At 46.6% G+C, this 16,543-nt stretch carries 20 protein-coding genes; 5 read left to right on the forward strand and 15 right to left on the reverse strand.

The features are described 5' to 3' along the window. The first annotated feature begins 64 nt into the window (after window positions 1–64). Window positions 65–448 carry a single-stranded DNA-binding protein gene (locus NIES2104_RS00005; RefSeq protein WP_058994550.1) on the forward strand — a complete coding sequence of 128 codons (384 nt, stop codon included), beginning with the start codon at window positions 65–67 and terminating at the stop codon, window positions 446–448. A gap of 246 nt (window positions 449–694) precedes the next feature. Here the strand turns inward: NIES2104_RS00005 and NIES2104_RS00010 are convergent, their stop codons facing one another. Next, the gene (locus NIES2104_RS00010; protein WP_058994552.1) at window positions 695–2,284 is read right to left on the reverse strand and encodes a glycoside hydrolase family 57 protein; all 1,590 of its coding nucleotides are present in this window, start codon (window positions 2,282–2,284) and stop codon (window positions 695–697) included. A 201-nt stretch (window positions 2,285–2,485) separates the two neighbouring features. On the opposite strand from NIES2104_RS00010, the gene NIES2104_RS00015 reads away from it, so the two are divergent. Next, the gene (locus NIES2104_RS00015; protein ID WP_058994553.1) at window positions 2,486–3,022 is read left to right on the forward strand and encodes a DUF3124 domain-containing protein; all 537 of its coding nucleotides are present in this window, start codon (window positions 2,486–2,488) and stop codon (window positions 3,020–3,022) included. 62 nt (window positions 3,023–3,084) lie between these two features. Here the strand turns inward: NIES2104_RS00015 and NIES2104_RS00020 are convergent, their stop codons facing one another. The 7 genes from NIES2104_RS00020 to NIES2104_RS00050 form a co-directional block, all read right to left on the reverse strand. Beyond that, window positions 3,085–3,426, reverse strand: coding sequence for a hypothetical protein (locus NIES2104_RS00020; RefSeq protein ID WP_156426825.1), 342 nt, complete (start codon window positions 3,424–3,426; stop codon window positions 3,085–3,087). A gap of 91 nt (window positions 3,427–3,517) precedes the next feature. Continuing rightward, a complete protein-coding gene (locus NIES2104_RS00025) occupies window positions 3,518–4,201 on the reverse strand; it encodes a hypothetical protein (protein ID WP_058994557.1) in 684 nt (227 codons plus the stop codon). A gap of 307 nt (window positions 4,202–4,508) precedes the next feature. Then, complete coding sequence (locus NIES2104_RS00030; protein ID WP_058994559.1) at window positions 4,509–5,378, reverse strand: SDR family oxidoreductase; 870 nt, start codon at window positions 5,376–5,378, stop codon at window positions 4,509–4,511. 86 nt (window positions 5,379–5,464) lie between these two features. Then, window positions 5,465–5,821 carry a hypothetical protein gene (locus NIES2104_RS00035; RefSeq protein ID WP_156426826.1) on the reverse strand — a complete coding sequence of 119 codons (357 nt, stop codon included), beginning with the start codon at window positions 5,819–5,821 and terminating at the stop codon, window positions 5,465–5,467. A 224-nt stretch (window positions 5,822–6,045) separates the two neighbouring features. Next, window positions 6,046–6,570, reverse strand: a complete 525-nt coding sequence (locus tag NIES2104_RS00040; protein ID WP_058994561.1) for a DUF2231 domain-containing protein — start codon at window positions 6,568–6,570, stop codon at window positions 6,046–6,048. Window positions 6,571–6,596: 26 nt separating this feature from the next. Further along, the gene (locus NIES2104_RS00045) at window positions 6,597–7,328 is read right to left on the reverse strand and encodes a DUF2993 domain-containing protein (RefSeq protein WP_058994563.1); all 732 of its coding nucleotides are present in this window, start codon (window positions 7,326–7,328) and stop codon (window positions 6,597–6,599) included. 99 nt (window positions 7,329–7,427) lie between these two features. Further along, complete coding sequence (locus NIES2104_RS00050) at window positions 7,428–8,771, reverse strand: PAS domain-containing protein (protein ID WP_058994565.1); 1,344 nt, start codon at window positions 8,769–8,771, stop codon at window positions 7,428–7,430. Window positions 8,772–9,011: 240 nt separating this feature from the next. Here NIES2104_RS00050 and NIES2104_RS00055 point away from each other — a divergent pair, with 240 nt between their 5' ends. Next, window positions 9,012–9,242 carry a hypothetical protein gene (locus NIES2104_RS00055; RefSeq protein WP_059001488.1) on the forward strand — a complete coding sequence of 77 codons (231 nt, stop codon included), beginning with the start codon at window positions 9,012–9,014 and terminating at the stop codon, window positions 9,240–9,242. A 16-nt stretch (window positions 9,243–9,258) separates the two neighbouring features. On the opposite strand, the gene NIES2104_RS00060 is transcribed toward NIES2104_RS00055, so the two are convergent. After that, on the reverse strand, window positions 9,259–9,546 hold the full coding sequence (locus NIES2104_RS00060) for a ferredoxin-thioredoxin reductase variable chain (protein WP_339375048.1): 288 nt from the start codon (window positions 9,544–9,546) through the stop codon (window positions 9,259–9,261). 34 nt (window positions 9,547–9,580) lie between these two features. Next, on the reverse strand, window positions 9,581–11,452 hold the full coding sequence (locus NIES2104_RS00065; protein WP_059001489.1) for a PP2C family serine/threonine-protein phosphatase: 1,872 nt from the start codon (window positions 11,450–11,452) through the stop codon (window positions 9,581–9,583). 196 nt (window positions 11,453–11,648) lie between these two features. On the opposite strand from NIES2104_RS00065, the gene NIES2104_RS00070 reads away from it, so the two are divergent. Both NIES2104_RS00070 and NIES2104_RS00075 read left to right on the forward strand, forming a co-directional pair. Continuing rightward, window positions 11,649–12,059, forward strand: a complete 411-nt coding sequence (locus NIES2104_RS00070; RefSeq protein ID WP_058994570.1) for an NfeD family protein — start codon at window positions 11,649–11,651, stop codon at window positions 12,057–12,059. 12 nt (window positions 12,060–12,071) lie between these two features. Further along, window positions 12,072–13,016, forward strand: coding sequence for an SPFH domain-containing protein (locus tag NIES2104_RS00075; RefSeq protein WP_058994572.1), 945 nt, complete (start codon window positions 12,072–12,074; stop codon window positions 13,014–13,016). A gap of 262 nt (window positions 13,017–13,278) precedes the next feature. Here NIES2104_RS00075 and NIES2104_RS00080 read toward each other — a convergent pair whose 3' ends face one another. The 5 genes from NIES2104_RS00080 to NIES2104_RS00100 form a co-directional block, all read right to left on the reverse strand. Next, a complete protein-coding gene (locus tag NIES2104_RS00080; protein ID WP_058994575.1) occupies window positions 13,279–13,848 on the reverse strand; it encodes a hypothetical protein in 570 nt (189 codons plus the stop codon). Between the two features lie 202 nt (window positions 13,849–14,050). Continuing rightward, complete coding sequence (locus NIES2104_RS00085) at window positions 14,051–14,482, reverse strand: type II toxin-antitoxin system VapC family toxin (RefSeq protein ID WP_058994577.1); 432 nt, start codon at window positions 14,480–14,482, stop codon at window positions 14,051–14,053. Next, on the reverse strand, window positions 14,479–14,832 hold the full coding sequence (locus tag NIES2104_RS00090; RefSeq protein WP_058994579.1) for a hypothetical protein: 354 nt from the start codon (window positions 14,830–14,832) through the stop codon (window positions 14,479–14,481). Before NIES2104_RS00090 ends, NIES2104_RS00085 begins: the two co-directional genes overlap by 4 nt. Window positions 14,833–14,928: 96 nt before the next feature. Then, a complete protein-coding gene (locus NIES2104_RS00095) occupies window positions 14,929–15,390 on the reverse strand; it encodes an AAC(3)-I family aminoglycoside N-acetyltransferase (RefSeq protein WP_072218145.1) in 462 nt (153 codons plus the stop codon). A gap of 102 nt (window positions 15,391–15,492) precedes the next feature. Continuing rightward, window positions 15,493–16,512: an adenosine deaminase gene (locus NIES2104_RS00100; protein ID WP_058994582.1), complete on the reverse strand. Its 1,020-nt coding sequence runs from the start codon at window positions 16,510–16,512 to the stop codon at window positions 15,493–15,495. Window positions 16,513–16,543 lie beyond the last annotated feature (31 nt).

Genomic DNA, 16,543 nt, shown 5'->3' on the forward strand with positions numbered 1-16,543 from the left:
CGCGGTGTCTAGCGCAACCATAGAGTAATACTTTGCAAGTATTTTCTAGAAAGCGGAGAATTTCATGTCGAGCGCCGGACTGAATCAGTGGGTTGTAAGTGGCAACCTAGCGGCAGATGCAACTGTGAAAACAGTGACGCTTAAAGACGGTCGAGAAGCTAAGGTTGCAAGTGCAACGCTTTATGTGCAGAAGCCTCGCAATCGGGAAGAATCTTTTACAGTGTCTTTGAATATTTGGGAAAAGTCAGCAGCTTGGCGGGTGTTGCCATATCTGAGGAAAGGATCGTTAATTATCTGTACTGGAGATGTTGAACCAAATCCATTCATTTCGAGCAACGGTAATGTGCCAAGAGCAGGATTAAAGATGACTGTGCTAGATGTGCATCTCGATCGCGTCAAAGACGACGAACTGGAAGGGTCAGAAGAAGCTGTTGCAGTTCCAGTTTGATTAACAGTAAGCAATGCGATCGCTTTCCTAATATCAGCGAAAAGCCTCTCCAAATTTAGAGAGGCTTTTGCTTTGAAGTAAATTATGACAAGGCTATGATCTAAAGAGTGTGTCTGTAAAAGAAGCAGAAGTGTGAATTGTTCCTAGATTGGTAAACGCGACCCAGAAAACCAAGTTTCAGATGGACCATCACCTTGATCGTTGGCACATCTATAAAACGAATTCTCTAGGTTGCGCTTCCATAGATTACAGCGGACGGTAAACACGATAGTTGATGTCGGGGAAGATATTATCGATCGCTTCGACTTTCTCAATCCAGCCGGAATCAACTTTGCCGTGATTCAGGTCTTCGTAGAGCTTGTTGAATCGCATCAGGTGCGATCGCGTTCTTCTCACCGCATAAGGAACCATTGTTCCCGTTCGCATGATAAATGCCCAGTCCGAAGATTGTGCTAACAACAATTCTCGTGCAGCCTGATTCAAAGCTTTCCACTCTAATTCATCTGTGGGTTCCCGATTCGCAAGCTCAATCATTCGCTCTGCGGCTTTGTGCAAATGTGGGTAAATCCAAGCATTTGTCTCATTCAACCAGTATTCGTGGAAGCCTTTGTAGCCCCAGCTTGACTGAGACGGGCGGCAAACTTGCTGGGTCGGATGCTTTCTCAGATAGTCTGCTAAGTGCGTCATCTCGAAAGTCTCTTGATCAAACCAAGCTTTACGGAATAGATAGTCAATAAACCAAGGACCTTCATACCACCAGTGACCGAATAGTTCCGCATCATAGGGCGAAACAATGATCGGTGGGCGGTGCATGATGCCAAAGAGATGTTCAACTTGACGTTCTCGGTTATAGACAAAGTTAGCTGCATGTTCCGTCGTCTTTTGCCTTGCCCAGTACGGATCGTAAAGCTGCTTGTCGCCTAGACCTAACCCTTTTCCAGTAATCTTGTGGTACTTGATGCCGACATTTTTCCGCTGACCATTTGGCATGACGTACGGCTTGATATATTCATAGTCTGCATCCCAGCCTAAGTCGCGATAGAACTCCCGATATTCCACGGCTCCCGGATAGCCTACTTCCGAAGACCAAACCTGCTGAGACGATTCATGGTCGCGTCCGAATGCAGCGACACCCGGTTCTGTAAAAATCGGGGCATAGCTGCCATAGCGCGGACGCGGACGAGCGTAGAGAATTCCATGTCCATCAGTGAGGAAGTAGCGCAATCCTGCATCCGCTAACATGCGTTCTACACCTTCATAGTAGGCGCATTCTGGAAGCCAAATTCCTTTTGCAGGACGACCAAATGTTTGTTCGTAATGTTCGCAAGCCACTTTGATTTGCGCCCAGACCGCTTGCGGGTACATTTTCATCAAAGGCAGATAGCCGTGAGTCGCGCCGCAGGTAATGATTTCAAGGTTGTTTGAGTCAAGAAATTGTTTGAATGCGGTGATGAGATTACGATCGTACTTTTCCCAAGTGTTGCGAACTGCATTGAATTCTTTGGCATTGTGTTCTGCCAGATATTTCATGTGACCGGAATGGGCATGACGCTCGACTTCCAGTTCTGCCAGTTCTTCAAGTTTCGATAAATGCTCATCGTAGCGGTCTTGAAGTAACGGATCTGCCAACATTGAGCAGAGCGGTGGAGTCATGCTCATGGTGATTTTGAAGTCTACGCCATCGCGGATCAAGCCTTCAAACACCTGAATTAATGGAATATAAGTCTCAGTAATCGCCTCGTAGAGCCATTCTTCTTCGAGTACAAAGTCGCTTTCGGGGTGACGCACAAATGGGAGGTGAGCGTGCAGCACTAAGGCAACATATCCAATGCTCATAGGGACTCTGGGGTAAGTGGGCAGATCGTTGCCCAAATTGTACGGCAAAATTGTGACTAAGTTTTGTTAATTGGGGATCAGATTAGATTTTGGGGATCAAGCACTTGATTCAGTTCCATTTGAAGATGGAGAAGGGACAACACGAGCTAGACTGAATTTGCAGCAAGCAAATTGTTTGAATTTTGAGAAGGGCAAGCCTGAATGAAGCGATCTGTGTGGCTCTGCTTATTTGCAATCGTCGGTCTGAGCGCTTGTGAAAAAGCACAAGCGCCAACTGCTCAATTGCCACCCTCTCCTCAACTGAAAACTGTTACTGTAGACAATGCCAAAATTGTCGAGGGTCAAACGGTTTATGTTCCGATCTATTCTCATATTTACATGGTCGAAGCAGGACGGAGAATGGATCTAACGGCAACGTTGAGTGTGCGAAATACAGATTTGGCGCAATCAATTGCAATCACCGCTGTAAACTATCACGATACGAATGGTAAGCTGGTTCGCAAGTATTTAGACAAGCCGATCGAGCTTGGAGCCTTGGCTGCTACTGATTTTGTGATTGCGGAAGCCGATCGAAGTGGTGGAGCAGGTGCGTCTTTTATTGTCGAGTGGGTGGCTCAGAAGGATGTGTCAAATCCAGCGATCGAAGCCGTGATGATCAACACGGGCGGCAATCAAGGGATTTCTTTTATCAGCCCTGGGCGAGTGATCAAAAGTCGAGGCGCTCAAAAACCACGATAAAAAAAGGTGGCGCAGATTTCAACTTACGCCACCCGCTAACCTTCACCTACAAACTTTTGCGCTTATGCTGAGATGGTTTCTCGGAGTTCAGCTTCCAAAGCGCATAATAACTGTTCATCACCTCGTTCTTTTGCTGCCTGCATTCGACGAGCGACATTTCGATGAATCGTTAAGCGATGAGCATCTGCGATCGAATGCACTCTCCGCACGATTTCGGGTTTACAAGATTTGACGGCGGCTTTAGTCTCAACCTTTTTCGATAAATCCGCGTGGGGAATGTCCATCTGAGCGATCGTTTGACAAGTCCAGCCTTTTGAAGAGCGACGATCAAGGATCTCCGCTTCAGTCACTTCTAGGCTGGGGAAAGCAGCAGTATAGGATTGAGTAAAACGGGAGTGACGCATAAGAACCTGACTTCGATCCGAATAAGAATTTAATTTATATTCTGTATCTTACGCGACAGTTTGACAATCGAGAATGCCCCTTAAGGAATATTTAGAATTTCGATTCTTCGCTTTGAAACTGCTTCAAGTGAGCGCAGACATCACCGGAATCCCATTGCAGTTCTGCCATTAGTAGGGTACTAATTCCCGTGATTAAGCCAGTCGCTAGGAATTGCCATTCGGAAACATAAGGTAGAATTGCCAACCCAGCGAAATTCAGCAATCCGATAAAGGCGAAGGCACGCGATCGCATTCTCACGCCCGTATACAAATAGCCTACTCCATCGACGATCAGCCACAATTGACAAAGATTTACCAAGATCTGACCCCAACCGAGAAAGACCCCTAAATCCGTCAAGCCCACACCGAACAGCATGAGAAACACCCAAGCATTGATTACATCATTCAGTGGTTTAATCGAGCGCCAATGGTGCGAAAGATTGAGCATGACGACCGTGCCCAAAATCGTTAATCCCGTCCAGAGAATTGCTTGCAGTTGCCAATCGATCATGCAGAACTGCGCGACGGAAAAGATGAGTGTGGAGATCAAGCCCCAAACGAGGCAAGCTTGATCAATGCGGGTATAAAAGGTGGATAAAAGTGTTTTGTCTCCTAATTGCCAGTGAACGCGCCACAAGCCCGGTAAATCCTCGATTTCAAACGCCGATCGCTTTCTTCTCAACAGGGGAGACGTGAGACTGAACCACTCTGGTTCGATAAAAATCTTCCAAGTCATTTGTTAACAAAACTTATTATTGTTCTAAGAATACTCCCGATCGCACCATCGAAGCTACTCTTTGGATACGAAAGGGAGAAGTTGAAGTGGATTAATAAAAGGTTTGAACAAAAGAGTCAGATATCGATCAATTTATAAAATGATTTTGAGAAATACTGTAGCAGCAGTTTCAAATTGAAATGAACAATACCTAAGACCTACTTCCTTTAGCACTAAGAACAACGCTAGATGTATAGATATGAAAAAAGTAATCAGCAATTATTGATTCACAACTCATCGCCGATTACTTTTTCCTCAATCAAATCTTCTAACCGTTGACTACATTACCGCCGTTCGGGTGTAGGATCTGTCCGGTCATGTAGCTCGAATCATCCGAAGCTAAGAAGACATAGCTCGGAGCTACTTCTTCCGGTTGTCCTGCCCGTTGCATCGGAACTTGTTGCCCAAAGCTCTCAACTTTTTCCGGTGGGAATGTAGACGGAATCAGCGGAGTCCAAATCGGTCCCGGTGCTACACCGTTCACGCGAATTCCTTTTTCTACTAGCGATTGAGACAGCGATCGCGTAAATGCTACGATCGCGCCCTTAGTCGAAGAGTAATCCAGCAACTGTGGACTACCTTGGTACGCCGTCACCGAAGTTGTATTGATAATCGTGCTGCCTTCTTTGAGGTGCGGCAATGCTGCCTTGGTCAAGAAGAACATTCCAAAAATATTCGTGCGGAATGTGCGCTCTAATTGCTCTGCGGTGATGTTTTCAATGCTTTCTTGTGGGTGCTGTTCTGCCGCATTGTTCACCAGAATATCAAGCCGTCCGTATTCTCCGATCGCTTCTTGCACTGCTTCTTTACAGAATGCTTCATCGCCAATGTCACCCGCGATCGTAATACAGCGACGACCTTCCTTTTCGACTAAGCGCACCGTTTCTTCGGCGTCTTCGTGCTCGTTGAGATATGCGATCGCAATATCTGCACCTTCTTTAGCAAAGCAAATCGCCACAGCACGACCGATTCCACTATCGCCACCTGTAATCAAGGCGACTTTATCGAGCAATTTATCGCTGCCTTTGTACTTGTAATCTGAACTCCGAGGTAGCGGGTTCATCTGTGATTCTTGTCCGGGCTGCTGGTCTTGCTGCTGAGCGGGCTGGGATTTCTGCTGTTCTGAGGCTTGTACCATTGATTTGCTCCTTTGTCTTGGACATTGGCGGCTTGCAGCGATGCTCAAAGTTCAATTGATTTAGCTTTGAGCATCGCTAGAGAGTTTTAGCGCCAAACTTGTTCGCCGTTCTCGTCTAATCGAGCCGCACGAATCATGTCGGAGATTTCTTCAGCGTCTTTGACATGGTGCAGTGCTTTCTTTTCGCCTTCGGGTGTGTCGAACACGAAATAGGTCGGAACGGTGATGTGATCGCCCGTGATGTCTGGGGCATCGACTGCAACTTGTTGTGCCTTTTCTTCTAAAGATTTCGATTCATCAATGCGATCGCCAGGGTTTGCGGTTAAACCACCCTTTTCAAGCTCTTTCATTTGCTCTAATTTTTGCTTGGGATCAACCTCTTGAGGGGTCATCGGTTGATTAATTCCAGTACTATTTTCAGCGGGTTTTGAATCGTTATTCATAAAGTAAAAAATTGAACTCTAACTGATGTAAGCGTAAAAAAAAGAGGCGATTAATGCCTCTTTCAAATGTATGAGTTAGTGAGTCGTCCAAAAGCGTGAAGTCGCTCGTTTGTTACTCTTCCATTTAGCTAGGATCTGGTAGAATTTCCCGCTTCGTTCACTCTCGCCCCGAATTCTATTCCGGGGCGAGAGTGAACAACGTAGCAAAAAGACTCTAAAACTCTCTACGGTCGCCCTTTAGGACCAATACCAATTACAGCAACTTTATGCCGATAAATTAGCTCGGCTCCATACCATCCCGTAATCCCTAAAATTGCAGCAACGAAGGTCGAAATTAAAATTCCAGTCGGAATAATTGCGCCCGTTTGATTGCCCCAGCGTAACCATAGATTGGCAGCGGAAAGTGATAGAGCAGCAATGTTTCCAACCATGTGTGCCCAACCTGCACTATGTTCACGCACTCGTCCAATTCGCAAGAAATCACTCATGCCCGTCGCAGCGGCAACCAACCCAGAGATCAATCCGCCGATTAATAGCCAGAAAGAAGCCCGCGCCCAGAACGCGTCTTGGGTAAACCAGTAAGCAGCATCGGTTAAAAGAGCACTGGTTAACATTGCGATCGGGAATGTCACAATCAGCGGATGTAATGGATGCTTGGCAATATGAACGGTGCTGGGAACACCACTATCGCGTAATTCTGCTTCATCCGATTCAATCAACAACGGAATATTTGGAGTAGATCTCGACATCGTGTTCTCCTGTTAGAGTAATTTACCTAAGATGACGGAAACTGATTGACGATCGCTTCTGACTCAAGAATTAGTTTCCCTTTCAAAGCAGCCAATCGCTTGATCTGAAGCGTCATATCTCCGATCTCAAAATTTCGGAGATCAAGCAGTTGTTTTGCTTGATTTAACATTGCTTCAGTAAATTCTGGAGAGAGTTCTTGATCGTCTAAATATTCGACATCTTCAAGAACGATTTGATGCTTGTCTGGACTAACTTTTGGCACCGCAGTAAACGCCACAGATTTTCTTTCTTGTGAGTTTTGTAAAACCACTTCGGTACTGAACAGAATCTTGCCTGCTCCGGGCAATCCAAAACTAACTTTTTGCATATCAACGGTTGCGGTTTCTCCGTTGACTTGAACTTCTAAAGCCTGCATTTTGCCTTTCACAAACTCAGAACCGAAGGCACGATTAATATCAGATTCGGTTAGAGTGACGATCGCTTCTGCTTCAGTCGGATGCGTCAACTCGATCTTGCCAAACGCAAGACTCATTGGGTTGACTGCGACTGCTCCGGTGTTGAATTCCATCTGTTCGATGCGGAGGTCTTGCTTCATCACCATTCCCACACCCGCGATCGATACGGAGTTTAAGGCTCCGGTAATCAGTTTTAAGGGATCAATGTCGATCGCAACGTTTAGGTTTTCAACTTCGTCAAGCTGACTTTTGATTCCGAGTTCTGCGACCTTGCTAATCGCCTGGTCATCTAAATCCGGCATGTTTCGCTCCTGTGCCAGTCTAATCAGCGCTACTTTAGAACATCTGCACAGTGCTCTAAATCTGCACACTGATAGACGCAAGCCGCGATCGCACTCTGTCTAGAGAGAGGCAAGTCTCATTGGCAATTCCACAGTGAAGGTCGAACCCGATCCCAGTTTGCTTTGGACTGTAATTTCTCCGCCCATCAACTGAGTGAGCGCTTTCGTGATCGCAAGTCCTAACCCTGTTCCGCCGTGTTGCCGCGTCGAAGTCTGATTCACTTGGCGGAATTCTTGGAAGATCGTGTCGAGATTATTATCGTCGATGCCGATTCCGGTGTCTTGAACGACGATCGCAATTCTGCCAAATTTCCCAGATTTTACCTGCACACAGACAGAACCCGAATCGGTAAATTTAATCGCGTTAGAAATGAGATTGACGAGAATCTGTTTGACTCGCGATCGATCATTCAAAATTAGAGGGTCTGTCGTGGAAAAATGGGTGTGGATACTAAGTTTCTTTTGTTCAGCCATCGATCGCATCTCTTCAACGGTGTGTCCAACTAATTCATTGAGGTCGAACATCTCTAACTGAAGCTCGATTCGTTTCGCTCTGAGGTTCGAGAAGTCTAAAATGTCTTCGATTAAGCTTAGTAAATGTCGCCCATTTTCAAAAATTCGTTCGATTAACTTGGTTTGATGCGGCGGAAATTGACGGTGAAATTGACGTAATAATAAATCTGAAAAGCCTAAAATCGCAGTTAAAGGTGTTCGCAACTCATGCGACATGGTTGCGATAAATTGCTCTTTTAATCGATCGGCTTCGATCAGTTGTAGATTCTGATGCTGAATTTTTCTAAGCTGCTCTTCAATTTGTTTTCGAGTGGTAATATCGCGAATTAGCCACCGAAGCGCGATCGTATCCCCGCTTTCTGTCCTGACCGCAACGGTGGTTAACGCTGCCACAAATTGCGTTCCATCCTGCGCGACCATCGGAATCTCCCATTCGCGCACTTGATTGATCGATTGCAGTTGCAGTAGAAGCAATCGAAAAACATGTCGATGTCCTTCACCGACAAAATTGATCAGAGTTTTACCAACAATATATTTTTTATCAATCTTTAATAAGTCAACTGCGACCCGATTTGCTTCTTGAATTGTGCCGTGATTATCGGTGATCAAATAACCATCTGGCGCAAACTCAAATAATTCTTGATATCGTTGTTGTTCAATCTCTAAAGCTTGTCTCGCTTCAGAAAGTTGTTGGTTTTGCTGACAGATTTGTTCTTCAGTGAGCTTTAATTCCTCTAACGCTTTTGATAGAGCAGACAAATATTCTGAGAAAGACGCATCTGGTGAAGAATAGTGATCGACAGATTCAAAAAGTTGATGCACTTGCTGATCGACAGCTTCTAACTGCTGAATCAGTTTTTGCCGATCGCGGGTATTTTCGGATTCATTCATAACGCTACGATCGAGATTTTCTAAAAGAGTTAACAAATCGAGAAATATTGGATATAAAAACCTTGCGCTATAACAGGAACGTAATCGTAACTCAGCTTGAATCCAGGTGAATCGAACTTAGATTCCATTAGTCGCATCATTACAAACTCTTTTGATTCTGAACTCTACCGTGAGGACAGACTTAGCGGGAATTTTGAGCAAAATGCGCTAGATTGACAAAACATGTTTGCGCTTGTTCTCATGCCGATTCAAAATCACCGCTGGTTTTTGCCCTCGATCCACGCTGAGCCAGAATTATTTGAAATCTACCGATCGACGCATCAGTTTTATCAAGAAGTTCACTCTCGCGTAGAACACGATCGCTATTGTGAATGGTATGCCGAAGTTTCAGAACAAAATCGCCGCGAGCTTGAAAAAATGCGCGGCGATGTCAATCTGTTTGGTTGGTTTCGACGTAGATCAGGAGACTAATCGTCAACTTCTACGCCTAAATGGTTTCAAGTTCAAACTCTTGAAGATGAGCGCGAAACTTGCCTTCAAATTTAACCAAGAAGGGTAAATTTGCGCTGACAGGGCGACCTTGCCACTCTTTGACGACCGCGATTATTTCCCCTTCTTGTCCCTGAATATCAAACGCTTCATTGCGGTGTTCTGGATGGTGATAGACCACCACTGATTCTTTCACTCGAACACGATCGCCAATTTTCATAACCTTGAGTGTTCCTCTCTCCGCAAGATTCACCACAATCACTTGCCCTGAATGAACGATAGACAACTTTTTAATCTTTGCATAACGTGTGTCGATCGCTCTATCGTTTAAGCAAATCGTTATTGATGCGCTGACGCAATGATTCGATCGTGGGCTGAACTCGTTCTACCTCTGTGCGAATCCGCTGCTGCATTCCCACCGGATCGCGATAGTACCAAGTTCCCAAAGCCGCCCCTCCACCTAAAAGCAGAACTAGCAGGGTTTTGAGAAAAATTCGATTCTTCCTGGGTTTCACTACCTCGGTCGGCGGAATTACGATCGGTTCTGGCAGTTCGGTATCGTCTGCACTTTCAATCGATTTCGACAAGGGCAATCGCAATTCGGGCAATGCGGCTGACACTTGAGCGTGAGTGAGCACGATCGAGGCGTTGTCATGTCCGTTCCGCTGATTGGCAAATTCAAGCCAGGATTGGACAGCCGACTCGATCGAGAATTTCTCCTGCACGATTAGTTCTGCGTAGTCCGCCCAAGATTGCTCAACAAATCCGTTATCGCTCATGCCATCCGAACACAGGACAAGCATGCCATCTTCTTCGAGAATGAACCGCCGCACACTCGGATGCAAATGATGTCCTTCACGGGTTCCCATCGCTTGGGTGAGCGCTCCTGAATCCGGGCGTTTTAGAGCTTCCCGATACAGCGATCGACCCATCCGAACTTCCCGCACTGCGACATCATCATCCACGCTCAACTGATGACAATATTCCGGTGTAATCCAATAAGCGCGGCTATCTCCAACATTGACGATATAAACTTCGTGAGCATTATTCGCGATCGAGCCTCCCGGTAACGTGACTCGCTGCGGAATCTGTAACGCCATGATCAAAGTCGTTCCCATCCGCCGCCGAGCGGTGCGATTTTGAGCATCATTTTGAGCGGCGATGAGATTATTTACAACTCTGATGATCGCGGCTAATTGATCACAAATTAAATCCGGCGGTAACGGTTCCGGTTGTCCTGAAATTTCCGATAACAGCGCTTTCACTTGCAATTGAATCGACTGCACCGCTAACTGACTCGCCACTTCGCCGCCATCATGCCCACCGATTCCATCACACACGATCGTTAATCGTGCAGACAAATCATCAAAGGTTTGCGTTTTCGTCGTCAGTGGGTAACAAAAATCTTCGTTATGCGATCGACGTTTCCCAACTTCTGTCGCGCCATACACTTGAATTCTCAACGGCAACTGAGCCGACTGCTCTAATAACAGCAGATTCAACCGAGATGAAATATCACGGTAGCTCACATCCGAAGCTTGCATCAAAGCGCAGATTGCTTGTAACTGTTCTGCGATCGCAGGTTTCGCATCGGCTAACAACACGAGCCAACTCTGCGCCAAATTCGCCAAAGTCGGCTCTCTAAATGATTCCTGAGTCTGTCCTTCATCCAGAATCAATTCTTTCAACCGAATCCGCCAGCCTTCAATCCGCACAAATTCTGGCGATAACAAACTTGATGCGACTCCCAACTCTTTGAGCGGTGTCCACAATTCGAGCATCTGCCACAACCAGTAAACCTGCCGAGTGGCACTGCCCTGATACCAAACTTGAGCGATCGACGGCTGCAACTCCCCCGCTTCCGTAATCGGCACATTTTCCAGCAACAAAACCTCATCGCCGCCCTCCCGACACACGCCATACACCTCTGGAAGGTGCAATCGATACGGATACAACAGCAAATACGTTTGAGCCAGTTCTGATGCCGCTAGAGGCACTTGTGGGTCATTTTCGGGTTCGGTATCGAGCCAAATTTGCGGAGCCTTGACCTGGTATCGAGATGCGATCGTCGTTCCTGATTTTTTCTGCTCGGCGGTTGTCCCGACTGCCCAAAGATAATGAAATCCTTGCGGTTGAAAACGTCTGATCGTGGGGGTCGTCGTGCGCTCAAAGAGTTTACCAGAGGAATTCATAGTTGGAGAAGCTAGGATGAAGAAGCGAATCGCAACGCATCTTACCGTCAACTGCGCCGAAAAGATCAACACATTGCCGGAATGTTGCATTCATGGTTTGAAGTCTGTATTAAAGCATGAGAATTTCTCCTGCGATCGCTGCACTCTAATCTTTATTCGGTGTGAAATTTCGATCCTTTTCCAACTCGATTAGATTATGACTCCCACAGCCATTTGGTTGATCGTCGGTGTAGGACTGTGTTTAGTTGAATTCGTCCTGCCCACGGCATTTATCGCCTTTGTTCTAGGAATAAGTGCATTATTCGTCGCGCTCGTGGCTCACCTGTTGCCGATCGGCTTCCAAGTCGGGCTATGGGTGATTTTGTCGATCGCGCTTGTTCTCGTTTCCCGCCGTTTTGTCAATCGTCGGGCTGCCTTCAAACTCGATGCTACCGAAGCGGAAACCCTAACAGAAATTCGTCCCGGTGAAGTTGGACGAGTCCGCTACGAGGGCAACTCTTGGTCAGCTCGCTGTGAAAGCTCAAATCTTGACATTCCTGCAGGTCGCCGCGTGTATGTGGTCGGTCGCCGGGGAACTACTTTAATTGTGATGCCAGAAGAATTTTAAGGAGAGGTTTTTATGTGGGGTTGGGTTATTGCTTTAGTTGTCGGTGGTGGAGCCGTCTCCAGCGTTAAGATTATCCAGCAAGGAAACGAAGCCTTAGTCGAACGCTTAGGAAGCTACGATCGCAAATTGTCGCCGGGTCTAAACTTCGTCATTCCGGGACTCGATCGCGTCGCTTATCAAGAAACCATTCGAGAAAAAGTCCTCGACATTCCGCCACAAGGCTGTATCACTCGCGATAACGTTTCGATCACCGCCGATGCAGTCGTGTACTGGCGCATTGTAGACATGGAGAAAGCCTACTACAAAGTGCAAAATCTCCAATCAGCAATGGTGAATTTGGTTCTCACTCAGATCCGTGCAGAAATGGGACAGTTGGAACTCGATGAAACCTTTACGGCTCGATCGCACATCAACGAAATGCTGCTGCGTGAACTCGATACCGCCACCGATCCTTGGGGTGTGAAAGTCACTCGTGTGGAACTGCGCGACATTATTCCATCCAAAGCCGTTCAAGAATCGATGGAACTGCAAATGTCCGCAGAACGCCGCAAACGGGCTGCAATTCTCACCTCTGAAGGGGAACGCGAGTCAGCGGTGAATTCGGCTCGTGGTAAAGCAGAAGCGCAAGTCCTTGATGCAGAGGCACGTCAAAAGTCAGCCATTCTAGCCGCCGAAGGAGAACAAAAAGCGATCGTGCTCAAAGCCCAAGCCGAACGCCAACAATCCGTCCTCAGAGCACAGGCGACCGCAGAAGCAATTCAAATCGTGACACAAGCTCTGAACAATGATCCTCGTGCGGCGGAAGCTGGAAAAGTTCTCTTAGCTCTGAGCTATCTCGACATGGGAACAACGGTCGGTAAGAGCGATAGCAGCAAAGTGATGTTTATGGACCCGCGTAGTATTCCGGCAACGCTGCAAGGAATGTTATCGATGGTCGATGAAAACGGTAAAGGCTAAATAGTCTAAGTTCTAAACTGAAAGATGCCTCAGCGAGTCGCACTTGTTGGGGCATTTTGTTGCCTTTTTGTGAGAAGCGATCGCGCTTTGTGAATTGTGCGATCGCAAATCTTCTAGACGCAATTGCTCAATCCTGCCTCCGCCAAACGTCAATGATTTGCCACGATCGCACTGATTGATTGTGCAACCTCCCTCACTTTGCCATAAGCTAGCGCTTCAGTCTAACAGCTAAGATTAGCGACAGCGGAAAAAATTAGCTCACCTACAAGAGATTTCCGCACTCGGCTTGGGTTGAAGAATGTCCCCATTCAACAACCGCGAGGCTTAATCTATCACCAAACAAGTTTTGTGCAACTCTTGCAAAGTCATGTTGATTTTGCTGAAGTCGATCTTTTTTTGCAACATTCTTCGCTTCCCGCATCGCAATACGACCGTCAGGAAACACAGCAATGACATCAGGTAGTCCACTTAATCTATTACCAGTTTCCGCTCGGAGTGCATTAAGTAGTTCCTTAATCAATTTGTCCTCTTGAACGCAAACTAAATCAGAATTGACAAGAACAAGCCCTCCCCAGAGTTCTGTAAACACAGCTGATAAAGCTCCCTCAACAAGCAACTCACGGGCTATAACCACACCTACTGGAACCGCCTCTCCATCATCTAGAAGAACGTAATACTCCCATTGAGCGGATGTTACATCCGCTTCTTTCCAGTGTTGACCAGGTTTGAGCTTGTAAGTCTTACGATAGGGCTGACGCTCTGCAACCTTCCAAAAGCGCTTAATGATAGGAACTTCTGCGTCTCCGTACTTTACAGTGCGTGTAGCATTCATGATGAATTGAGAGAACTAATAACCGCTACTCTCGCACAGTTTCAAGTCCCACACAAAAAATTGGGGAGATCGGGAAAGCTGCTTCCCCTCTCCCCCGTCTCTCTAACTCGCCTCAGACTTCAACAATCGATCGACCAATGAAGCCAGACGCTGTGCATTCTGCCACGCAAACGCATGACGAAATGCCACATCCTGTCAATCTCTACGAAGACACCCAATTCTCTAACGTTAGGTTTCTCACTAATGAAAAATCACGTTGATTTCTAGTTGCAACAATCGCTCCTGTTACAAGCGCAATCGCGGCAATTCTCATATCTTTCACTAACCGCTTCTTGTTCAGTTCAGGTTGTTCTCGAAGAAGTTGCTGGTAGCGATCGTAAGCAGTCGCGTCAAAGTTGAGAATCGTTGCGAATTTGAAGAACTCAGTCGATGTCCAAAGCTTTGTGTAGAGCTTGACAGGATTTTGACTAAGGTTAGGGTCATTAATCTCCCCAATCCAGCCATTAAAAATCTCTTGCACCGTAATGACCGTGATCTCCCAATTCAATCCTGTCTCATTTAATTTTGCGATGACTTGTGGATGTCCACCCAAAAAGAGCGAAACATGGTCGGTATCTAGAATTCGTAACGTCATTCGATGTCATCCAGCGAATATGCAGGAGAATCATCGTCAATTTCTCGCTCTTCTCGAAGTGCTTTGACGATCGCCATGAAGTCAGGATCGTTCTTAAACACCCCTGCAAATTTCATCCAAGGTTTTTCGAGTTCTTGAGTCGGATTCAAGTCAACCGCAAGAACTTCGATCGTAGACAACCGCTCTGATAGAAGTTGCTGAATTGCCGCGATCGCGTCTTCACGAGTTGCACGACTCACTGAACAATCAAGCAAGGCTGGAACGGATGCCCGAATTTGCCCATCGGGTTGTGGCTCTAACAAAATATGGAGCGAAGCACTTGATTGAATTGGGGAAGCGTGGAGATTCATTGCGATCGTGGCTCAAAGCGGTAGCTTGATTGTAGCGGATGCGATCGCTGAATTTATCTCAAGCGCAACGCTGATTCAAAACCTGCTGCATGACAATTATTGTGCAGTGCGATTGCCGTTCTCAACTGCTATGTCGAAATGCAGCACTTCTTCGCGAATACCGAGTTTCGTGTACAGTGCGATCGCAGGTTCATCGCCGAGATCTGCCTGCACAAAGATAACGTATGCTCCTCGGTCTTGGGCAATCTGCTTAAGCTTCTGAATTAAGGCTGTCGCAATACCCTTACGACGATGAGTTGCGGCAATAGCCAAATCATAGATGTAAATTTCGCTGCGCTCTTGCTCGAATTTCATCAGTTCATAGGCTGCAATACCGCTTACAACTTTGCTATCCTGCACAGCAGCAATCCCAATGAAGTAGCCGCTGTTGAGCAGACGCTTGAGATAAGCCACGCTCGGTCGATTCCCGTTGTAGGTTTCCACTTCATCGAAGGCTTCACCGAAGGTTGTCAACAGGGCTTCCAGCAGAGCTACGTCATCGGGCGCGATCTGGTGAATGCTGAAACAAGATGGTAGAGACAAGTACACCTCCTGAACTGCATAACAAAAGCATTAGAGAGACAGGGAGTAGTTCTCTTCATTTCCCCATCTCTCTAATTTTTAACTCGCCTCAGACTTCAACAATCGATCGATTAACGAAGCCGGACGCTGTGCATACTGCCACGCAAACGCATGACGAAACGCCGCATCCTGACATGCTTGCAATTCCTCAAACCCAATCACATCTTGAGTTAAGAGCGTTTCATATTCAAACGGCAACCGCACATCGTTCAATCCCGCGTTATCGGTACAGATCGCGATATCCACGCCTGCATCGAAACACTGATCGAAGACTTGTTTCAGTTGTCGAATTTCCTGAAGCGTTCCCGTTTTCAAATAAGTAGTCGGGCACACTTCCAAGCATTGATTGCGCTGCGCTACTTCTTTGAGCAAATGTGGGTAGCGGAGCGGAATTTGAATTCCATGCCCGATTCGATTCAAGAAGGGAAGCAGTTCGGGGTAATTGCCTTCGGTTTCGTACAGATGGCAAGTTGTGTGCAGATTGAGCGATCGAGCATATTCAAACAGTTCGACAAACTCATCAATCCGCTCGGCATAATACGAATCGCCGCCCGCTAAATCGATCGCGCAAATATACTCCGGCATCTGAGCTGCCAAATCTACGATCGCTCGATTCACCTCGTACGGTAATTTCGAGTGCATACAGAGGATTTGACTGCTGACGATTGGATATTCCTTTAATCGACTGGAACGCCCGACAATCTGAGCAATTTCGGTCATTTGCTCGATTCGACGCGACTGATCCAAGGTTGGATTCGTTCGCAAATAAGGCGTGTAGCGAAGTTCTAGATACGCCAAATTCTCGAAAATGTAAGCTCCTCGCATTAAACGGTAAATAAAATACGGGAGCGCTTCAGCGGTTTGGACACCTTCCACGATCGTGTGAAGTTCCAAATACTCATCTAATGTATTGCGGGGTCGAGTATAGAAATCTTCAAACTCAGGATAATTCGCAAAGCGATCAATGAGTTCCGATTCGCTGCGTTCTAAATAGCGCCACAAGATGCGAGGTACGACCGAACCGCCCAAGTGACGATGCAATTCTGCGTATAAAGCCACGGACACCTCTGATATTGATTCTGATGATTGT

Origin of the sequence: Leptolyngbya sp. NIES-2104 (genome assembly GCF_001485215.1) — a bacterium.
Classification (GTDB): domain Bacteria; phylum Cyanobacteriota; class Cyanobacteriia; order Leptolyngbyales; family Leptolyngbyaceae; genus Leptolyngbya.

What these genes read in the sequence shown, in the direction of transcription:
- NIES2104_RS00005 (WP_058994550.1), top strand. Translation starts at nt 65, where the DNA reads ATGTCGAGCGCCGGACTGAATCAGTGGGTTGTAAGTGGCAACCTAGCG.
- NIES2104_RS00010 (WP_058994552.1), bottom strand. Translation starts at nt 2,284, where the DNA reads ATGAGCATTGGATATGTTGCCTTAGTGCTGCACGCTCACCTCCCATTT.
- NIES2104_RS00015 (WP_058994553.1), top strand. Translation starts at nt 2,486, where the DNA reads ATGAAGCGATCTGTGTGGCTCTGCTTATTTGCAATCGTCGGTCTGAGC.
- NIES2104_RS00020 (WP_156426825.1), bottom strand. Translation starts at nt 3,426, where the DNA reads ATGCGTCACTCCCGTTTTACTCAATCCTATACTGCTGCTTTCCCCAGC.
- NIES2104_RS00025 (WP_058994557.1), bottom strand. Translation starts at nt 4,201, where the DNA reads ATGACTTGGAAGATTTTTATCGAACCAGAGTGGTTCAGTCTCACGTCT.
- NIES2104_RS00030 (WP_058994559.1), bottom strand. Translation starts at nt 5,378, where the DNA reads ATGGTACAAGCCTCAGAACAGCAGAAATCCCAGCCCGCTCAGCAGCAA.
- NIES2104_RS00035 (WP_156426826.1), bottom strand. Translation starts at nt 5,821, where the DNA reads ATGAATAACGATTCAAAACCCGCTGAAAATAGTACTGGAATTAATCAA.
- NIES2104_RS00040 (WP_058994561.1), bottom strand. Translation starts at nt 6,570, where the DNA reads ATGTCGAGATCTACTCCAAATATTCCGTTGTTGATTGAATCGGATGAA.
- NIES2104_RS00045 (WP_058994563.1), bottom strand. Translation starts at nt 7,328, where the DNA reads ATGCCGGATTTAGATGACCAGGCGATTAGCAAGGTCGCAGAACTCGGA.
- NIES2104_RS00050 (WP_058994565.1), bottom strand. Translation starts at nt 8,771, where the DNA reads ATGAATGAATCCGAAAATACCCGCGATCGGCAAAAACTGATTCAGCAG.
- NIES2104_RS00055 (WP_059001488.1), top strand. Translation starts at nt 9,012, where the DNA reads ATGCCGATTCAAAATCACCGCTGGTTTTTGCCCTCGATCCACGCTGAG.
- NIES2104_RS00065 (WP_059001489.1), bottom strand. Translation starts at nt 11,452, where the DNA reads ATGAATTCCTCTGGTAAACTCTTTGAGCGCACGACGACCCCCACGATC.
- NIES2104_RS00070 (WP_058994570.1), top strand. Translation starts at nt 11,649, where the DNA reads ATGACTCCCACAGCCATTTGGTTGATCGTCGGTGTAGGACTGTGTTTA.
- NIES2104_RS00075 (WP_058994572.1), top strand. Translation starts at nt 12,072, where the DNA reads ATGTGGGGTTGGGTTATTGCTTTAGTTGTCGGTGGTGGAGCCGTCTCC.
- NIES2104_RS00080 (WP_058994575.1), bottom strand. Translation starts at nt 13,848, where the DNA reads ATGAATGCTACACGCACTGTAAAGTACGGAGACGCAGAAGTTCCTATC.
- NIES2104_RS00085 (WP_058994577.1), bottom strand. Translation starts at nt 14,482, where the DNA reads ATGACGTTACGAATTCTAGATACCGACCATGTTTCGCTCTTTTTGGGT.
- NIES2104_RS00090 (WP_058994579.1), bottom strand. Translation starts at nt 14,832, where the DNA reads ATGAATCTCCACGCTTCCCCAATTCAATCAAGTGCTTCGCTCCATATT.